The sequence below is a fragment of the Paenibacillus sp. FSL W7-1279 genome, assembly GCF_037969845.1.
GTDB lineage: Bacteria > Bacillota > Bacilli > Paenibacillales > Paenibacillaceae > Paenibacillus_AQ.
The window spans coordinates 1,806,237-1,824,701 of record NZ_CP150215.1; the positions used below are offsets into that span (position 1 = coordinate 1,806,237).

17 protein-coding genes are annotated in these 18,465 nt (G+C 52.1%); 13 read left to right on the plus strand and 4 right to left on the minus strand.

Features of this window, described 5'->3' with window-relative positions:
- Nucleotides 1-31: 31 nt before the first annotated feature.
- Nucleotides 32-913: a sugar ABC transporter permease gene (locus MKY82_RS07660; RefSeq protein WP_194541440.1), complete on the plus strand. Its 882-nt coding sequence runs from the start codon at nucleotides 32-34 to the stop codon at nucleotides 911-913.
- A gap of 13 nt (nucleotides 914-926) precedes the next feature.
- Nucleotides 927-1,811, plus strand: a complete 885-nt coding sequence (locus MKY82_RS07665) for a carbohydrate ABC transporter permease (protein ID WP_339295850.1) — start codon at nucleotides 927-929, stop codon at nucleotides 1,809-1,811.
- Between the two features lie 107 nt (nucleotides 1,812-1,918).
- Here MKY82_RS07665 and MKY82_RS07670 read toward each other — a convergent pair whose 3' ends face one another.
- The 3 genes from MKY82_RS07670 to MKY82_RS07680 are packed head-to-tail and all read right to left on the minus strand — an operon-like array spanning nucleotide 1,919 to nucleotide 4,249.
- The gene (locus MKY82_RS07670) at nucleotides 1,919-3,304 is read right to left on the minus strand and encodes a ferrous iron transporter B (protein ID WP_194541442.1); all 1,386 of its coding nucleotides are present in this window, start codon (nucleotides 3,302-3,304) and stop codon (nucleotides 1,919-1,921) included.
- Nucleotides 3,255-4,001: a FeoB small GTPase domain-containing protein gene (locus MKY82_RS07675; RefSeq protein ID WP_194541443.1), complete on the minus strand. Its 747-nt coding sequence runs from the start codon at nucleotides 3,999-4,001 to the stop codon at nucleotides 3,255-3,257. Before MKY82_RS07675 ends, MKY82_RS07670 begins: the two co-directional genes overlap by 50 nt.
- Complete coding sequence (locus MKY82_RS07680) at nucleotides 3,998-4,249, minus strand: FeoA family protein (protein WP_194541444.1); 252 nt, start codon at nucleotides 4,247-4,249, stop codon at nucleotides 3,998-4,000. The genes MKY82_RS07675 and MKY82_RS07680 overlap by 4 nt, the downstream gene beginning before the upstream one ends.
- 232 nt (nucleotides 4,250-4,481) lie before the next feature.
- On the opposite strand from MKY82_RS07680, the gene MKY82_RS07685 reads away from it, so the two are divergent.
- From MKY82_RS07685 to MKY82_RS07720, 8 genes are all read left to right on the plus strand, one after another.
- The gene (locus tag MKY82_RS07685) at nucleotides 4,482-5,549 is read left to right on the plus strand and encodes an NAD(P)-binding domain-containing protein (RefSeq protein ID WP_339295851.1); all 1,068 of its coding nucleotides are present in this window, start codon (nucleotides 4,482-4,484) and stop codon (nucleotides 5,547-5,549) included.
- Entirely contained in the window at nucleotides 5,530-5,835 is a 306-nt protein-coding gene (locus tag MKY82_RS07690; RefSeq protein WP_071223457.1) for a metalloregulator ArsR/SmtB family transcription factor, read from the plus strand. The genes MKY82_RS07685 and MKY82_RS07690 overlap by 20 nt, the downstream gene beginning before the upstream one ends.
- A gap of 368 nt (nucleotides 5,836-6,203) precedes the next feature.
- Nucleotides 6,204-7,928, plus strand: a complete 1,725-nt coding sequence (locus MKY82_RS07695; RefSeq protein ID WP_339295852.1) for a proline--tRNA ligase — start codon at nucleotides 6,204-6,206, stop codon at nucleotides 7,926-7,928.
- A 312-nt stretch (nucleotides 7,929-8,240) separates the two neighbouring features.
- Complete coding sequence (locus MKY82_RS07700; protein WP_339222468.1) at nucleotides 8,241-8,387, plus strand: hypothetical protein; 147 nt, start codon at nucleotides 8,241-8,243, stop codon at nucleotides 8,385-8,387.
- A 123-nt stretch (nucleotides 8,388-8,510) separates the two neighbouring features.
- Nucleotides 8,511-9,533, plus strand: coding sequence for an MBL fold metallo-hydrolase (locus MKY82_RS07705; protein WP_339295853.1), 1,023 nt, complete (start codon nucleotides 8,511-8,513; stop codon nucleotides 9,531-9,533).
- 448 nt (nucleotides 9,534-9,981) lie between these two features.
- Nucleotides 9,982-11,166, plus strand: coding sequence for a glucose-1-phosphate adenylyltransferase (locus MKY82_RS07710; protein ID WP_339295854.1), 1,185 nt, complete (start codon nucleotides 9,982-9,984; stop codon nucleotides 11,164-11,166).
- A 14-nt stretch (nucleotides 11,167-11,180) separates the two neighbouring features.
- The gene (glgD, locus tag MKY82_RS07715; protein WP_339295855.1) at nucleotides 11,181-12,284 is read left to right on the plus strand and encodes a glucose-1-phosphate adenylyltransferase subunit GlgD; all 1,104 of its coding nucleotides are present in this window, start codon (nucleotides 11,181-11,183) and stop codon (nucleotides 12,282-12,284) included.
- A 38-nt stretch (nucleotides 12,285-12,322) separates the two neighbouring features.
- Entirely contained in the window at nucleotides 12,323-14,767 is a 2,445-nt protein-coding gene (locus MKY82_RS07720; protein WP_339295856.1) for a glycogen/starch/alpha-glucan phosphorylase, read from the plus strand.
- A 366-nt stretch (nucleotides 14,768-15,133) separates the two neighbouring features.
- On the opposite strand, the gene MKY82_RS07725 is transcribed toward MKY82_RS07720, so the two are convergent.
- Nucleotides 15,134-15,697 carry a phosphatidylglycerophosphatase A gene (locus MKY82_RS07725; protein ID WP_071223452.1) on the minus strand — a complete coding sequence of 188 codons (564 nt, stop codon included), beginning with the start codon at nucleotides 15,695-15,697 and terminating at the stop codon, nucleotides 15,134-15,136.
- Nucleotides 15,698-15,863: 166 nt separating this feature from the next.
- Between MKY82_RS07725 and MKY82_RS07730 the strand changes: the two genes are divergently transcribed.
- From MKY82_RS07730 to MKY82_RS07740, 3 genes are all read left to right on the plus strand, one after another.
- The gene (locus tag MKY82_RS07730) at nucleotides 15,864-16,922 is read left to right on the plus strand and encodes a GerMN domain-containing protein (RefSeq protein WP_071223451.1); all 1,059 of its coding nucleotides are present in this window, start codon (nucleotides 15,864-15,866) and stop codon (nucleotides 16,920-16,922) included.
- A 112-nt stretch (nucleotides 16,923-17,034) separates the two neighbouring features.
- Nucleotides 17,035-17,793 carry a ribonuclease PH gene (gene rph / locus MKY82_RS07735; RefSeq protein WP_194541451.1) on the plus strand — a complete coding sequence of 253 codons (759 nt, stop codon included), beginning with the start codon at nucleotides 17,035-17,037 and terminating at the stop codon, nucleotides 17,791-17,793.
- A gap of 4 nt (nucleotides 17,794-17,797) precedes the next feature.
- Nucleotides 17,798-18,427 (plus strand): XTP/dITP diphosphatase, encoded by a 630-nt coding sequence (locus MKY82_RS07740; protein WP_194541452.1) that lies wholly within the window; start codon nucleotides 17,798-17,800, stop codon nucleotides 18,425-18,427.
- Nucleotides 18,428-18,465 lie beyond the last annotated feature (38 nt).

The following is an 18,465-nucleotide window of genomic DNA, read 5'->3' on the forward strand; positions in this document are numbered from 1 at the left end:
TAAGACCATAGGAAGAAAGGAGTCGGACACTTTGGATAAAGTGATGTCCAACAAAAAAATCATCGCGCTGTATGTTTTGCCCGCACTGCTTGTGATTATGGCCGTCGTTTATATTCCGATCCTACTTACCGCCTATTACGGACTGAACGAATGGAACGGCATCGGTGCGATGACCTTTATCGGACTTGATAACTACCAGGCCCTGCTCTCGGACGGCAAGTTCTGGGACAGTGCATGGCACTCCCTGCTGTTAGCCGTATTCTCGGCAGCAAGCCTGATCATTTACCTGGCCGTGGCAATGGTGCTGGCCTCCAAGATCAAGGGCGCCAACCTGTTCCGTAAAATCTATCTCATCCCCATGCTGCTGTCCTCCGTTGCGATCGCGCAGCTGTGGCTGCGCATTTACCACCCGACGAACGGAATTGTGAACAGCTTCCTGGAATCCATCGGGATCACGAACCCGCCGGCATGGCTCGCTGAGCCGTCGCTTGTCTTGTTCGCATTGTTTATTCCGATTCTCTGGCAGTATGCCGGTTTCTATATCTTGATCTATTATGCAGCTTTGAAGAATATCCCGGCATCGCTGGTGGAAGCGGCCAAGATCGACGGTGCGACTTCCCTGCAAATTGCGTTCCGGATCAAGCTTCCACTCATCATGGAAGTGATTAAGGTTACGATCGTGCTGGCGGTGGTAGGTTCCTTGAAATATTTCGACCTCATCTTTGTTATGACGGACGGGGGGCCTAACGGCGCAAGTGAAGTGATGGCGTCCTACATGTATCACACGGCTTTCCGCGCTTATGATTTCGGTTACGGCAGCGCGATCGGATTCTTCCTGCTGGTGATCTGTCTGATCGTAACGTGGGTCATACGGAAATTAACGGCATCGAAAGAAACGATCCAATATTCATAAGGAGGAATGCTTCATGATATCCGGAGCCACAGGACAGCTCCAAGACGGGCGCGCCCGGTCCGGAAACGGAGTGGGGGGCAAGCTGGGTTACACGCTGCTGTATATCGTGCTGATCGGCGTTGCCGTATTCCAGCTGTTCCCGCTCGTATGGCTGCTGCTGTTCTCATTAAAAAACAATCAGGAAGTATTCGATCTTCCTCCGTTGTCCCTTCCGATGAATCCGCGCTGGGAGAATTATGAGAAGGTATGGAGTGCCGGCAACATCAGCGTATATTTTCTGAACAGCGTCTGGATCACCGTTGTCGCGACTGCGCTCACGGTCATTCTGGGAAGTCTCGTCACCTTCGCGATTACGAGAATGAAGTGGAAGGGCAGCTCCTTCGTCCTCGGATTATTTATGGTTGCCATGATGATTCCGGTTCACTCCACCTTGATCCCGCTGTTCAGCATGTTCAACAAGGTTGGCCTGACCGATCATCCGGTTTCTTTGATATTGTCGTACGTGGCCTTCAATATGCCGATTACCATTATGATTCTGCTCGGGTTCTATTACACGCTGCCGAAGGAAGTGGAAGAGGCGGCGGTCATGGACGGCTGCTCGGTTCACCGGGTCTTCTTCCGGATCGTGCTTCCGATGACGGGCTCGGTGCTGGCGACGACAGCCATCATTAACATGATCTACAACTGGAACGAATTTATTTTCGTGAATACGTTTATCAGCTCGGACATATTCAAGACGCTCACCGTCGGCGTGCAGAACTTTATCGGACAATACACAACCGATTGGGGTGCGATTGGCGCAACCTTGATGATCAGTATTTTGCCAATCCTGCTGATGTTCCTGTTCCTCAGTGATCGTATCGTGGAAGGCATCGCTGCTGGTTCGGTGAAAGGTTAAGTTTCATAGAACTCATCCATTTCCGGATAAAATAAAACGAGCCGCTTCAAGGAGACTTCTTGTAGCGGCTCGTTTGCTTTATATGATGCTGATTCAATCCTCGGTCGTTAAACCCATCCCAGTGCCCGGGCCACCTGAGTGACCAGGAAGGTGACGCCGATGGCGATGGCCGTCGGGATGGCAAAGGACAGGAACGTCCACTTTGCGCTTTTCGTTTCCTTCCAGATATTGACGAGCGTGGTTCCGCATGGATAATGAAGGAGCGAGAAGAGCATCATGTTCAGTGCGGTCAGCCAGGTCCAGCCTTGGTCCAGGAAGATTTGCTTGAGGGCAAACATATCGGTAACCTCGGTCAGGGACCCCGTAGCCAAATATCCCATCAGCAGGATCGGCAGCACGATTTCATTGGCGGGAAGTCCGATGATAAAGGCCATCAGAATGAAGCCATCGAGTCCGAGTGCGCGCGCAAACGGATCAAGAAATTCAACGAAATGAATCAGAATGCTGGCATCGCCAATATAGATGTTGGCAAGCACCCAGGTGAGCACGCCTGCAGGCGCCGCTACGATAATGGCTCTGCGCAGCACATAGAGGGTTTTATCCAGGGTCGACCGGAGAATGGTATTCAGTATCTTCGGTTTACGGTATGGAGGCAGCTCCAGGGTGTAGTGGGAAGGAATGCCTTTCAAGGCGGTTTTGGATAGACCCCATGATACCGTGAGCGTGACAACGACACCGATCAGCACCATGCCCATAACAACGGAAGCCGTTACGAGCGTCTGGGCTCCTCCCGAGAAACCTGCAGCCATGAACAAGGAGGCCAGCAGGATCAGGGTCGGCCAGCGACCGTTGCAGGGCACGAAGTTATTGGTCAGAATAGCGAGCATCCGCTCCCGAGGCGACTCGATGATCCGGGTCGACATAATGGCCGCCGCATTGCAGCCGAATCCCATCGCCATGGTGAGGGACTGCTTGCCGTGCGCTCCTGTTTTTTTGAACAGGCGGTCCAGGTTAAAGGCTACCCGAGGCAAATAGCCATAGTTCTCCAGCAGCGCAAAGGCTGGAAAGAAGATGGCCATGGGAGGCAGCATGACACTGACAACCCAGGAGGTCCCCCGGAACAATCCGAGAATCAGCACGCCATAGAGCCAATCGGGAGCATGGAGGGCCTGAAAGGCCATCGTCAGGTATCCTTCGATCCAGCCAAAGAAATTTGCCAGCATGGAAGAAGGCACGTTAGCCCCTGCGATCGTTAAGTAAAAAATAACGCCGAGCATGGCCAGCATGATCGGAAATCCCCACAGCTTGGAGGTGAAGATGCGGTCCAGACGCTCGGAACGGTACAGAAGCTCACGGTTGGTGACGGTGACGGCATCACTGCACAGCTCACGGGATTTTTTGAATAATTCGCCCACGATGTCTTCCCGAACGTCCTCTACCTGCTCAGCAGGAATGGCGGCTGTTAGAGCTTCCAAGCGCTTTAGCTGTTCCAAGTGAAATCCCTCCTTTATCCGAAGCCTTTAATCGTTCTTTCAGCGTCGCGATCAGCTTCCGGTCTCCATCAAGAAAACGGATCGCCAGCCATCTGGCTGGATATTCGTCGCCAAGAATGTCTCGTAATTCGGACTCCAGGCCGGAAATTCGCGATTCCAGATATTCGTTATATTTCATACGGTACGGCGTAGTCGGAGTCTGCCCTGTGCACATGAGAAGCAGCTGCTCGGACAGGGTATCCAGCCCTTCGTTATTTCTGGCCGATATCGGAATGACGGGAACCCCGAGCTGATCCGCCAGCTTGCGTGCGTTAATCTTGATACCTTTTTTCTTCGCTTCGTCCATCAGATTCAGGCAGATGATGACCCGGTCGGTCATTTCCAGCACTTGCAGCGCAAGGTTAAGGCTTCTTTCCAGCGCCGTAGAATCCAGAACCAGCAGGGTAACGTCCGGTTTCTCAAAAATAATATAATCGCGCGCCACTTCTTCATCGGCCGAGTTGGAGAACAAGGAGTACGTCCCGGGCAGATCGATAAATTGGAAGCGGGTGTCTTTGTAATCGTAATAGCCGCTTGCGAGACTGACTGTTTTGCCGGACCAGTTGCCGGTGTGCTGCTTTAGCCCGGTGAGCGCATTAAAAAGCGTGCTTTTTCCCGTGTTCGGGTTGCCAGCCAGCGCGACGGTAAAAGTTCTCATGATGACATCACCTTACCCCAGATTAACTGACTTTCTTCTTTTCTTAATGCTATGACGGTACCTGCCACTCTATAAGAGGTCGGATCGCCGAGCGGGCTGGTTTGCAGCACTTCGACAACGGAGCCCGGTACGAATCCGAGGTCCAGAAGCCGCCGCTTATGCTCTCCGCGGATATCCACCTGTTCAATCAGAAACCGCTCGCCGAGCGCTGCCTGATGCAAATGCTGCCGATATTTTGTCTCATCCATAAAGTTTAACCTCTCCCTACTAAATTGGGCCGAGCATATATTGTTTCCTCGAAGCAACTTTATGCCTATAGTATGACTGAATGTGTATGTTGTCAACTGGATTCATCAGATATTTATTCCAGTTTCATGCGGCGTTTGACGGTGCAATCACCATTTTATGCTTGAAGGGGAAACAAGATCCATGTTATATGTATATATGAGCAATTATTCATATAATTGGAGTGATACCTATATGATATGGGACGTAATCGTTATCGGCGCGGGGCAGGCAGGATTGGCAGCTGGCTATTGGCTGCAGCAGGCAGGGATGAAGTTTCTGTTGTTGGATCGGGGGATGGAGGCAGGCGATGCATGGAAGATGAGATATGATTCCTTGAGGTTGTTTACGCCGAGGACTCATAGTGCCTTGCATGGAATGAGGTTAGAGGGGGATCCCGACGGGTTCCCGGATAAAGATGAGATGGCGTCCTATCTGAAATCGTATGCAGCGCGGTTTAGGCTGCCCATTCAGTTTGAGACGGATGTGAAGTGTGTCCGGAAGGAAGAAGACCGTTTTATAATCGACACCCATCAGGGAGAATATCATGCAAAGGCGCTGATCATCGCTACCGGGCCGTTCCGGCAGCCTCGAATTCCGACGTTTGCAGCATCGGTTCCAGAGGACATTCTCCAGCTGCACTCATCCGATTACAGGCAACCTTCACAGCTTCAGGAGGGCGGCGTTCTTGTCGTTGGCGGCGGGAACAGCGGGGCACAGATTGCGGTCGAACTGTCACGTGGTCGGGAAACGTATTTGGCCCTCGGACAGCAGCCGCGTTATTTACCCATGACCATTGGGGGAAAGGGCATGTTCTGGTGGTTGGACAAACTCGGCATTTTATCTGCCGGCGGTTCCTCCTGGTTGGGGCGTAAGCTGAAGCGCCGCGGACCCGATTTTGGATATGAATTGAAACAAGCGGTCAAGTGCGGTAAAGTGGTGTTGAAAAAGAGAGCCGTTGATGCCGGCGCTTCCGGAATGCGATTCGAGGATGGAACGGAGCTTAAGGTTCAGAATATTATCTGGGCGACCGGCTTTGTTCCCAGCTATGATTGGCTTCAAGTGGATCGAGCGCTGGATCATGAGAAGGCTGTTATTCATACACGCGGTATCAGTCCGGTAAAGGGGCTCTATTATGCAGGTTTGCCTTGGCAGACGCACAGGGGCTCCGCACTCTTGGCAGGAGTTTCACGGGATGCCCGCGAAATCGTTCAAGCCATTATGGAGAAGAGGGGATTAGTTTATGGAAAAAGAGCACCATGAGCTGCTGCACGAAGACGAGGCCATGGAAGCGTCACGACTGCTGAAGGCCATCTCGGATCCGACGCGGATCCGGATTCTTCATTTGCTCTCGCAAGAAGAATGCCCGGTCGGCCATATTGCCGAGGTGCTTGGCATGAGTCAGTCGGCGGTATCCCACCAGCTTGGCTATCTGCGAAGTTTAAGACTGGTCAAATACCGGAGGGAAGGAAATACATATTTTTATACGTATGAAGATGAGCATGTCATCGGGATCTTACGGCAGGTGCTGGACCATATCGCTCATTAGAATCGCCTGACCCGTTCATGCTTGACATTCCGACCGTCCGGCTGTAATGTATTGGAAAATGAATTTCCCGTGAATAACGATCATCAAGGACATGAGGATGCAAGATTCGGCGAGACAGAAAAGAAGCCCTTGGCTGAAAGGCTTCCCCCGCTAGGCTGTGTCCTTCCTACCTTGTAGTTGCCCGCTGTGAACAAGCGGCGCCGGTTTGGCCCGTTACCGCCGTATGAAGCATCTTCAATGGAGCGTCTTTTGCGTCCGGCAAGATGGAATCAGGGTGGTACCACGAGCACATTCGTCCCTAGGAGCGAATGTGCTCTTTTTGCGCTCAGGCAGGTTCATTCATGGATATAAGAAGGAGTATGAGGAAGATGCGGCAAAGCCAATTATTGATGACAACGATGCGTGATGTGCCTTCCGAGGCGGAGGCACTGAGCCATCAATGGATGCTCCGCGGCGGCTATATCCGTCAAACGGCAGCAGGAATCTATTCGTATCTGCCGCTGGGATGGCGGGTCTTGCGAAAGATCGAAGCTATTATTCGGCAGGAAATGGATGCCTCCGGCGGACAGGAAATGCTCATGCCCGCTGTTCAGCCCGCCGAGCTGTGGAAGGAATCGGGCAGGTACGATGTTTACGGTTCGGAACTCATCAGGCTGCATGACCGCCATAATCGGGAGTTCGTGCTTGGACCAACCCATGAAGAAGTGATTACGTCCATCGTTCGCCAAGAGATTTCTTCGTACCGGAAGCTGCCAGTCAACCTGTACCAAATTCAGAACAAATATCGGGATGAGCGGCGTCCGCGTTTTGGTCTGCTGCGGGGGCGTGAATTCCTGATGAAGGATGCGTATTCCTTTGATCGGAACTGGGAAGGCCTGGATGTGTCCTACCGGAACATGTATGAAACGTATGAACGAATCTTCAGACGCTGTGGCCTGACGTTCCGGGCGGTGGAAGCCGATGCGGGTGCCATTGGCGGGCAAGGGGAAACCCATGAGTTTATGGCACTGGCGGATATAGGCGAGGATACCGTTGTTTCCTGTACCGATTGCAGTTATGCTGCGAATCTCGAGCGAGCGGAGTCTGCGGTTTCAGCTGAGCCTGCAGGAAGAGAATCCGTAAAGACAGACGGAAGCTCAGTTATAGAACGGGTAATAACTCCCAATGTGAAGAGCATTCAGGAATTGACTGACTTCCTGCAAGTCGGCCCGGAGCAATTGATCAAGACGCTGATTTACCACGTGGACGGAGAACGGGTTGCGGTGCTTGTCCGGGGAGACCGCGAAGCAAACGAGGCAAAGGTGAAGTCTTACCTAGAAGCAGAACTCGCGGAATTAGCGAGCGCCGAAGAGGTGATGCAGGCGACGGGAGCCCCGGTCGGGTTTGCGGGACCGGTAGGTCTAACCCTGAAGGTATTGGTCGATTCCGAAGTAGCAGCTATGGCAGAGGGGATCACCGGTGCTAACCAGGGGGATATCCATCTGAAGGGAGTCCGCCCAGGACATGATTTTTCGCTGGAACACACCGGCGATTTCCGGAATGTAACGGAAGGTGAACCTTGCCCGCGCTGTGGAGCTTCGCTTCAGTTTCATCGCGGGATCGAGCTTGGACATGTGTTCAAGCTGGGTACGAAGTACAGTGAGGCTATGAACGCCATGTACCTGGATTCCGACGGACGGGAGAAACCGCTGATCATGGGCTGCTACGGTATTGGCGTCTCCCGCGTCATGTCCGCCATCGCCGAGCAGTGCATCTCGGATGAGCGGTTGGTCTGGCCGATGTCCGTGGCTCCGTTCAAGGTGCACATTATCCCGGTTGCGGTTAAGGATGAGATTCAGATGAGACTGGCTGAACATATCTACAGCGAGCTGAACAGGGCTGGTCTGGAGCCGCTGTTGGATGACCGGGACGAACGGGCAGGCGTCAAGTTCAAGGATGCCGACCTTGCCGGCGCTCCGCTGCGTCTGATCGTTGGACGCGGAGCCGCTAACGGAGAGGTCGAATGGATGGGCGAGGACGGAATCAAGATCACCCTGCCTGCCGAGGAAGCCATCCAGCGCTCATGCCAGGAAGTAGACCGTCAGCTGAAGTGATGTGATGGAGCCTTTCAGTATGAGGCGAGCATTCATTAAGCTGGAGATGAGTAGAAGGAATTAACTTGGAATATCAAGAGGTTGCAGAACGTGCAATTTCCCAAGAGGGACTTTGTGGATCGAAAAGAGAGTGTAAACATCATGCAAGTCCTAAGAAAGTCTTACAGGATTGAAATGAAGCGTACTCAGCTAACTCAAAAAAATTACAGTTTCGCTAATGGAGAAGCATCCCCAAGTTTATATGACTATGGGGATGCTTTTCGTATATGAAAGAAGGTCATCTGCTTATTAAGATCAGATGGTACACGCTTTATGATGAACGAGCACGAAGCAGCGGAGCGGACGAATCGATTCCGTAAAAGCGGCAGCGGTCGCCTTTGCCATCGGATTTTTACAATCAATCAATACGATGAAAAAAATCCGGGGGCAACAGCGATTGGAGGAACGATGCGTACGTGAAGCGTCCTTTGATGGAAAACAGTAGCATCTAAACCAGGCACCCTGCTATACATATCCCGATTACAAGCTTATGATGAAAGAGTCGGATTTGAAGTCATAATGCAGATGGAGGTTGCATCTACAATGAATCAGGAAGAGAAGGGAAATAGCCCGGACATTCATCATATAGAAGAACATCAGCTCAGTCAGGTGAAGATTACATTGTCCAACCCTTTAAGATGGGTGAACAGCTATGTGCTGCGGGGGGATGACGGTGTGACCATCATCGATCCGGGGCCGCGAACGAGTTCCTCGGAGCAGGAATGGCTGGCGGCGATGGAGCAGCTCGGGTTCGAGTACAGCGACATCGCTTCGGTCGTGCTGACCCATCATCACCCGGATCACTATGGGCTTGCCGGGTGGTTTCAGGAGCGTTCGGGCGCCAAGGTGTGGATGTCAGAGCGGGCGCATCGGGAAGCGATGCTCATGTGGGGAACGGATTCCACAATGGATCACGAACTCCCGGTGTTCTTCAGGCAGCAGGGCATGCCGGAAACCAAGCTTTCCCTGCTGCCGGAGCATCTGAATGGCTTCTTCCCCCAAGTTACGCCGCAGCCGGAGATCTCGTTTATCAGCGAGGATCTGCCGTTCCGGATGGGCAGCCGGATATGGGTGCCGGTGCAAACGGCCGGCCATGCTCCGGGGCATCTGTCGTTCTTCCATGCAGACAGCGGCGTTCTGCTATGCGGCGATGCCGTGCTGCCGCAAATCTCGCCCAACGTGAGCCTGCTGCCCGGCAGCGACGCCGAGCCGCTGGCACTATTCCTCGCAGGGCTGCGCCGCCTGCGGGAGCTGCATGTCCGGACGGCGTACCCCGGACACCGCCACCCGTTCACGCATTTCCGTGAACGGATCGAGACGCTCCTCCTCCATCACGAGGAGCGCCTAGCCGCCATCGTCGGCATGCTGAGCGCTGCCGGCCGCCTAACCGCCTTCGAGGTCTGCACCGCCCTCTTCGGCGAGAAGCTCGGCATCCACCAGCTGCGCTTCGCCATGTGCGAAGCGCTGGCCCATCTCGCCGAGCTGGCCCGCCGCGGGGAAGCCGAGGAGATCGAAAACGAGGATGGAATGCGCTATTTTTCTGTACGGAAACAGCCGCATTCCTGATATAATTAAGACATAAATAAAACCGTCTGCTTGTACGTTGACTTCCATCATGCGTAGAATAGGCGGTTTTTTGTTTAATAGATTCAGAGGGCTACATTGTGGAGCATCTCTTGATCAGAAGCAGCCGGATAGTCTGCCCGCGCAGCCGCTGCGATCAGGATGCTTGGCAAGTGGCGCCACGGCTTTTTTATAGAAGAGGAGGCCGATAATTCCTAAGATGGGGGGCCTTTCCCTCAATAGAGTCAGAGTTAGAGTCAGAGTTTCTCACTACCCCGCATATAGTTGATGTACCTTGCTGTTTAAGTAAGGCATTCCCTCAAGGCTTTTTTCTTAATCACTCATCACCATGATTCACTCCACCATATTCGTATCGAAGCGTTCCCTTGGTTCCGCAATTTTCATGTTATAGGATTCGTATCTCATAAAGCCCCTTAAAGGAGAATCTGTCATGAAGAAAAAAGATGTGGTCGCTATGCTACTCGCAGGAGGTCAGGGCAAACGGCTGAAGGGCCTCACGAAGACGCTCGCCAAGCCGGCTGTTTATTTTGGGGGTACATACCGGATCATTGATTTTCCGCTGAGCAACTGCTCCCATTCGGGAATCGACACGGTTGGGGTACTAACCCAGTATGAACCTCTGGTTCTGCATTCTTACATTGGCGTAGGAAGCGATTGGGACATGGACCGGTTGAATGGGGGCGTATTCGTGCTTCCGCCCCATGAACGCGAGGACGGGACGACCTGGTACCGCGGGACGGCAGATGCGATTTATCGGAATCTTAAGTTTATTGATCAGTACGATCCCGAGCACGTTTTGATTTTGTCGGGAGATCACATCTATAAGATGGATTATGACCGTATGCTGACTTATCACAAGGAGAAGGATGCCGATTGCACCATCTCCGTCATCGAGGTGAGCCTGGACGAAGCGAAGCGGTTCGGCATGGTGAATACGGATGAGAACTGCCGGATTTTCGAGTTCGAGGAGAAACCTGCGCATCCGAAGAGTACGACGGCATCCATGGGCGTTTATCTGTTTCGCTGGAAGCTGCTGCGATCCTATTTACTGCGGAATGCGGAGCATCCGGATACAAGCCATGATTTTGGCAAAGACATTCTGCCGAGCATGCTGGCGGACGGCAAAACGCTGTACGCTTATCCGTTCGAAGGGTACTGGAAGGACGTCGGCACCATCGAGAGCCTATGGGAAGCCAATATGGATCTGCTCTGCGTGCAGCCCAAGCTGGACTTGAACGATCCGCTGTGGCGCATTTACACCCGGAACCCGAATCAGCCGGCAGAGTATATTTCTCCAACCGGCGTCGTCCGGAACAGCATGATTAACGAGGGCTGCACCGTGTGCGGCGAGGTAGAACATTCGGTCCTCTTTTATGGCGTGGAGGTAGGGGAAGGCAGTGTCATTACCGATTCCGTCATCATGCCCAAGGTGCGCATCGGCAGCCATGTACGAATACACCGGGCGATTATCACTGAGGACATGATCATTCAAGATCATGCCGTCATTGGTCCCCCTCCTGAAGATCCATCCCGGATTGTGCTTGCAAGCGGTCAAGATGAAGACGTCCTGAAGCTGCTTCAATCGTCGTCTTCGTCCCATAATAATCAAGGTTAGGACGGGATTCGCAGATGAGAGAACTCATGGGTATTATTAATTTGGAGCATGAACGGGATGTATTGAGTGAATTGACATATTACCGGTGCGGGGCAGCTGTGCCTTTTGCGGGGAGGTACCGCCTGATCGACTTCGTGATGTCCAATATGATGCATGCGGGCATCGAGGATATTGCGCTGTTTGTTCGCAGGAAATACAGGTCCCTGATGGATCATCTGGGCGAAGGCAGGCCTTGGGATATGCATCGCAAGCGGGGCGGCCTGTTCATACTTCCGCCGGATTGGAACGATGAAGCCGATGTGTCCGCCGGCGAGCTGCGGCATATTTATAACAATCTCGATTTTTTTGAGCGGGGAGCCGCGAAGCATATCGTGCATTCCGGCAGCCAGCATATAAGCACCGTCGATTTTAATGAGGTATACGAATACCATTTGGAGCAGGGCGCCGACGTGACGCTTGTTTATACAAAAGTGACTGCACCACGGGAAGAGCACCGTTCCTGTGTTCGCCTCGATGTCGATGAGGACGGCATGGTCAAGGATATTCATTACGATCACAAGCATGATGCGGTATACATGGAGATGTTTGTGATGGAGAAAGCGCGGTTTCTGGAGATGGCCGACCACTGCATCGCCCATGGGGGCAGCCATTTCTTCCGGGACGCGATCATGCTTAACCGGCACAAGCTGAACATTGCGGGATATGAATACCTCGGCTATCATGCGGTGATCAATTCGCTTGAGAGCTATTACCGTACCAGCATGAACCTGCTGAATCCTAAAACGTACAACAGCTTGTTTCGCAAGCAGGCGGTCCACACCAAGATCAAGTATGAGGTTCCCGCTAAATATTTGAATTCGGCCGATGTGAGCAATGCACTGGTGGCCAACGGCTGCCAGATCGACGGGGAAGTAAAGAATAGCATTCTGTTTCGCGGAGTACAGGTAAAACGAGGCGCAAGCATCCATAACTCCATCATCATGCAAAAATGCGTCATTGGCGAGAATGTGAGGCTGGAGAACGTCATACTCGATAAAGATGTGATGATCTCGCGGGATCATAAGCTTCAAGGGGATTTTCGCAAACCTTTTGTCATCGCCAAGGACATCTCGATTTGATCACAAAATAATTCGAATCCGTCAGGAGGAACTTTCTTTTGTTTAACAACAAGGAAACATTCAAGCAGGTCTTTACGGAGCAGTTGGTGAGTCGGTTAGGGAAGGGACTTGAGGAAGCGACAGCTGAGGATGTATACAAAACACTCGGCGGCATGATCCGGGAGTATGTCGGACGGGAATGGGCGGCCGCCAATCGGATATACCGGGATACCGGGCAGAAGCAGGTATATTATTTCTCGCTTGAATTTTTGATCGGGCGGTTAATGGGAAACAATCTGCTGAATTTGGGCGTGCTGGATATGGTCCGCAGCGGCCTTTTGGACCTCGGGTGGAATTTGGATGAGATTGAGGAGCAGGAACCGGATGCAGGCCTTGGAAATGGGGGGCTCGGACGTCTAGCGGCATGTTTTCTCGATTCGTTGGCATCACTAAGCTATGCAGGCCACGGGTGCGGAATCCGGTATAAGTACGGATTGTTTGAACAGAAGATTATTGATGGCCACCAAGTCGAGCTGCCGGACAACTGGCTTCAGCGGGGCAACGTCTGGGAAGAACGGCGGGCTGACAAGGCGGTGGAAGTGCGCTTTTGGGGCCGCGTGGAGGTGGATGTGCAGGAGGGGCGAACCGTGTTTCACACGATGGATTATGAGCGGGTTCTGGCGGTACCTTACGACGTTCCGGTGATCGGGTACGGTGAGGGGCAGGTGAACACGCTGCGATTGTGGAGCGCCGAGTCCGCTTCGGATATATCCAGAATCCGTTCGGCTCATCATCACAACAGCTATTATAAATTTTTGGAATATAACCGTTCGGTCGAATCGATATCGGAGTTTTTGTACCCGGATGATTCGGCTTACGAAGGCAAGCTCCTCCGGCTGAAGCAGCAGTACTTTCTCTGTTCCGCGGGCGTTCAGAGCATTCTCAGGACGTTCGACAAGCTGGGACGGTCCTATCATGAGCTGCCCGAGCATGTGGCCATTCATATCAATGATACGCATCCGACCTTGGTGATTCCGGAGCTGATGCGGATTCTTATCGACGATAAGGGTTTCGGTTGGGAGGAAGCCTGGGACATCACGAGCCGGACCGTTTCCTACACAAACCACACGCTGCTTAGCGAAGCTTTGGAGAAATGGCCGGCCGGCATGGTTCGTGAGCTGCTGCCGCGCATTTACATGATGATCGAAGAGATCAATAAGCGGTTCTGCGGCATGCTGCTGGAACGCTATCCTGGCGACCATGAGCGCATATCGCAGCTTGCCATCATTGAAAGCGACCAGATCCGCATGGTCAATCTGGCAATTGTGGGCAGCTATCATGTAAACGGCGTGGCGGCGCTGCACACGGAACTGCTTAAGACACAGGTCATGAAACCGCATTATGAGCTGTATCCGGAGCGATTCAGCAACAAAACCAACGGGATTACCCACCGGCGCTGGTTGATGCACAGCAACCCCGGCCTGAGTCAATTGATATGCGATAGTATCGGCGATTCATGGATCACGGATCCGCATCAATTAATTCAGCTCAAGGGACTGAAGACCGATTCCGCCTTTCAGCTGGGAATTCAGCGGATCAAACGGAACAATAAAGAACGGCTTGCCGATTACATCGCGAATAAGCAAGGGATTGTCATTAATCCTGATTCTATATTCGATGTCCACGTGAAGCGGCTGCACGGCTATAAACGGCAATTGCTGAATATATTACGGGTGATGCACGCGTATAACGAGATTAAGGATCAGCCAAGCGCGGATCGCGTTCCCCGTACCGTCATTTTTGGGGCGAAGGCAGCACCGGGTTATTATCTGGCCAAAAGCATCATCAAACTCATTAATGTCGTTGCCGAAGTCGTGAATAAGGATCCGCAGGTCAATGACAAACTCCAGGTGCTGTTCCTGGAGAACTATTCGGTGTCTCTGGCGGAGAAGATTATCCCCGCAGCCGATGTGAGCGAGCAAATTTCCACGGCTGGCAAGGAGGCATCCGGCACGGGAAACATGAAGTTCATGTTGAACGGCGCTTTGACCATCGGCACGCTGGATGGGGCTAATGTGGAGATGTTCGAGCTGCTTGGCCATGAGAATATGTTCCTGTTCGGATTGAAGCTGGAGGAAGTGCTTGAGTATTACAAGACGGGAGCTTATGTATCCAGGGAGCGGTATGAGCAGGATCCCAGAATCGCCCGTGTGCTGAATCAGTTAATATCTTCAGGACCTTTCTGCTGTCACGAGTTGGAGTTTGGTCAGATTCTCCAGTCCCTGCTTGATCATAACGATGAGTTTTTTGTATTAGCGGACTTTGCCAGTTATGTGGCAACCCAGTCGGAGATCGATCGTGCTTATTTGAATACCGGAGCCTGGACCGAGAAATCGATAATAAATATGGCCCACTCCGGACATTTCTCCAGCGATAACACGATTCACCGTTATGCATCCGACATCTGGAATGTTTCTCCTGTTATGGTTGGTGCGAACCGGTAATCTATCTCTATCATATTCTTTAAAAAAAGAACCCCGCCATAGGCTTGGCGGGGTTTCCATAGGTGCTCTATTGGAATGTTCTTCATCATATCATATGATGGATCTTTTCAAAAATGACTAGATAGATTTACCGATTTACGTGATTGGACAGCCCGTTTTTTCATAGGTGAGAGGAGGCTTCTTATTATAGAAGAAACTCATTGTTCCGGCCCGTAAAGAGGTATGCTTTCTAACTGCATTCGTCTATAATTCTTTGAAATTACCTACTCTCGGCTTGGATAGCTCCCGTCCGGTGAGCTGTTTCCTTCTGGTAGGCAGAAAAAAAGAAGATTCGCATGTTGAGCGAATCTTCTTTTTATGAGCGTTTTATTCTTTTGGAAGCTCTTCGGTCGTGCCGTACAACTCGATCTCACGCTCCGCTTGCTTGCGGTGGGCGATCCGGCTGCTGGCGGCTGCGGCAACCGCGCCGACGATATCGTCGAGAAAGGTATGTACACGGCCGCTTGATTTATCATTCAATTGCTCAAGGATGCCGGGTTTGAGTTTGTCGATATACCCATAGTTGGTGAAGCCGATGCTTCCATATACGTTAACGATGGAAAATGCCAGGACTTCATCCACGCCGTATAACCCTTCGTCATTGGCCAGCATTTCTTGAAGCGGGGATATGAGATTGCCTTCCTCCGCCAAAATATCTAGTTGAATTCCGGTTAATACGGCGTTTTGGACTTCGCGTTTGCTGAGTACGGCATCCACGTTCTCCATGCACTCGTCCATGGTCAAATTCGGGTAGTATTTATTCTGAAGGATCATCACCAGTTCCGCGATTTCCTCCAACTTGATTCCACGCTTATGCAGCAGGCTCCGTGTCGCATCCGCTACCTTCTTGCTGTTCAGACTGTATGGAATGTTTGAATCGTTTTCTGCCATGATGGAACTCACCTCATTTTCGTGGTTGATGAAGATGCATACGACGATTGTACTTTTTCCACCCCCCTTTGTCCAGAAAGGGCAAAACTGAGAGTTATTTTTTTGGAAAGGGCTCGTATACATAGGAGTACAACCTGTACAAAAAAATGTTAGGGAGGAACAATACATGAAACGTAGTAAACGTAACCTTCGCAGGCTTTCCGCCGCCGGGCTGCTTGCTGTTCCGATCGTGTTGTCCGGCTGCGGCGTATTTTCCGGGAAGCAATCGGAGGCGATTGACCCGCCGCCTGCACAAGTGGAGAAGCAGATGCTGAACACGGCCGGATCCACAGCGGCACAAGGTGACATTGGCACGCAGACAACGGTTTATCTTTCGGATGCACGGGGAATGCTGGCACCTGTAACCTTGGGTATTCCGAAGGTAGAAGGTGCAAGCGCCGTGAAAGAATCTCTTGAAGTGCTTGTGAACGGAGGCCGCTATGCTGGCTATGTTCCACAGGGTTTCCAGGCGGTATTGCCTGCAGGTACGCAGATCCATAATGTGACGGTCGATCCGGAGAGCAAATTGGCCGTTGTTGAATTCAATAAATCGTTTACGGAATATCAAGCGGCAGATGAACGAAGAATCTTGGAGGCGTTGACGTGGACGCTGACGGGACATGAAGGCATCGAATCGATGCAGGTATGGGTGGATGGAGTCAAACTAACGGAAATGCCGGTCAATCACACGCCGCTGGACCGTCCGCTTTCACGAGCAATGGGGATCAACCTTCAAAAGGCGGATGACGCATTGTACACTTCCTCTTCGCCGGTTACCGTCTATTTCTCTTCAGTGACGCCAGACGGCATTCAGTATTATGTACCTGTTACCAGACTTGTTCCGACTGGACAGGATGCGGTTAAGGCTGCTTTGAACGAACTGATCCGGGGACCGCATTACGGTGATGGGCTTGTCGAGGTCATCCCGGACGATACCACCGTTGCATCGGTCGAAAAAGGAGAGGACGGCGCTGTTACCGTATCGCTTCAGGACAGCATGTTTGAGCAGGGAGAGCAGGTTCCAACCGAGCTGCTGCAGGCCGTCGTGCTAACCGTAGCCGAGAATTCGGATGATGCGAAGGTCAAAATTCGAATGAACGATCTCTCCGAGGTCGTTGGAACGGATAGCCGTAATTACAGCGAGCCTGTCAGCCGTCCGGAGTTCATTAACGAAATTTCGATCTGACCCTTCACGGCCATCTTTGAAATATGCGCCGGAAAAGGTGCTTTTGTGCCTGCACTTTGGTAGAATAGGGAATGCTAATCAGGATTGCGATAAGAAGTAGGAGGCAGAAAACATGAGATCTAACGGACGTAAGAGCGATGAGCTTCGACCGATGAATTTATCGACCCATGTGAATAAATATGCGGAAGGCTCCGTGTACATCGAGATGGGAGACACCAAGGTGCTGATTACGGCAACCGTGGATGAGAAGGTTCCCCCGTTTCTGAAAGGACAAGGAAAGGGCTGGGTGACGGCTGAGTACTCCATGCTGCCGCGCGCAACACAATCCCGTAACCAACGGGAAGCCAATCGCGGTAAACTCAGTGGCCGGACGATGGAAATTCAGCGATTGATCGGCAGAGCGCTTAGGTCTGTTGTGAATCTGCATGCTCTTGGCGAGCGGACAATTACGCTGGACTGCGATGTAATCCAGGCGGATGGCGGAACGCGGACCACCTCCATTACAGGAGCATTTGTAGCTTTAGCCATAGCGGTAAATAAAATTGCAGAACAACATAAACTAGCGGTATTTCCGATTACGGACTACCTGGCCTCCATTAGCGTGGGCATTGCAGGCGGACAGGCGCTGCTGGATCTGAATTATGAAGAGGATTCCAAAGCGAAGGTGGACATGAATCTGGTCATGACCGGAAGCGGCAAATTCGTTGAGGTTCAGGGAACCGGCGAAGAAAGCCCGTTCTCTCGTGAGGAACTGGATCAGATCCTGGAGCTTGGGGAACAGGGAATCCGCGAGCTGATCGGACGTCAGCAAGAGGCGCTTGGCCCGATTGCAGCAAAAATCGGTTCCGTGAATGCGAGTACTGGAGTATAATCCCATGACATTGACACTTGGAGACACGTTAATCGTAGCTACCCGCAATCAGGGGAAAGTCAAGGAATTTGCGCATGCTTTTGCTGCTTTTGGTACGGAGGTCAAGAGCATGTACGATTACCCTGATCTGCCGGATGTCGTTGAGGACGGAGCCACATTTGCAGCCAATGCATTTAAAAAAGCCAAGGCGGTTGGCGACGCACTGGGATTGCCTGTTCTGGCCGATGATTCGGGATTGTGCGTGGATGCGCTGAATGGCGCGCCTGGCGTTTATTCCGCCAGATATGCCGGCGAGCACGGCGCGGATGAGGACAATAACGAGAAGCTGCTCGGTGAGCTGGAACAATTAAGGCTCGGTGAGGATACGGAGCAGCCCTTGCTAAGTCCGGCCCGATTTGTCTGTGTGCTGGTGCTGTATGATCCGGTCTCGGGAGAAAAGCTTGAGGCTGAAGGGAGCGTTGAAGGCTGGATCACGTCGGATCCGTCCGGAAAAGGCGGGTTTGGATATGATCCGCTGTTCTACCTGCCAAGCCATGAGAAGACGATGGCCGAGCTTTCCCTGGAGGAGAAGCAGGAGATCAGCCATCGGGGCCAAGCGCTGCGCAAGCTTGTAGCGGACCTGCAGGCACGATAATTGAATAGTAATACTATAAAAAGAAACCATACCGGCTA

Coding starts and splice junctions, on each gene's coding strand:
- MKY82_RS07665 (WP_339295850.1), top strand. CDS start 927: ATGATATCCGGAGCCACAGGACAGCTCCAAGACGGGCGCGCCCGGTCC.
- MKY82_RS07675 (WP_194541443.1), bottom strand. CDS start 4,001: ATGAGAACTTTTACCGTCGCGCTGGCTGGCAACCCGAACACGGGAAAA.
- MKY82_RS07680 (WP_194541444.1), bottom strand. CDS start 4,249: ATGGATGAGACAAAATATCGGCAGCATTTGCATCAGGCAGCGCTCGGC.
- MKY82_RS07685 (WP_339295851.1), top strand. CDS start 4,482: ATGATATGGGACGTAATCGTTATCGGCGCGGGGCAGGCAGGATTGGCA.
- MKY82_RS07690 (WP_071223457.1), top strand. CDS start 5,530: ATGGAAAAAGAGCACCATGAGCTGCTGCACGAAGACGAGGCCATGGAA.
- MKY82_RS07695 (WP_339295852.1), top strand. CDS start 6,204: ATGCGGCAAAGCCAATTATTGATGACAACGATGCGTGATGTGCCTTCC.
- MKY82_RS07700 (WP_339222468.1), top strand. CDS start 8,241: ATGATGAACGAGCACGAAGCAGCGGAGCGGACGAATCGATTCCGTAAA.
- MKY82_RS07705 (WP_339295853.1), top strand. CDS start 8,511: ATGAATCAGGAAGAGAAGGGAAATAGCCCGGACATTCATCATATAGAA.
- MKY82_RS07710 (WP_339295854.1), top strand. CDS start 9,982: ATGAAGAAAAAAGATGTGGTCGCTATGCTACTCGCAGGAGGTCAGGGC.
- glgD (WP_339295855.1), top strand. CDS start 11,181: ATGAGAGAACTCATGGGTATTATTAATTTGGAGCATGAACGGGATGTA.
- MKY82_RS07725 (WP_071223452.1), bottom strand. CDS start 15,697: ATGGCAGAAAACGATTCAAACATTCCATACAGTCTGAACAGCAAGAAG.
- MKY82_RS07730 (WP_071223451.1), top strand. CDS start 15,864: ATGAAACGTAGTAAACGTAACCTTCGCAGGCTTTCCGCCGCCGGGCTG.
- rph (WP_194541451.1), top strand. CDS start 17,035: ATGAGATCTAACGGACGTAAGAGCGATGAGCTTCGACCGATGAATTTA.
- MKY82_RS07740 (WP_194541452.1), top strand. CDS start 17,798: ATGACATTGACACTTGGAGACACGTTAATCGTAGCTACCCGCAATCAG.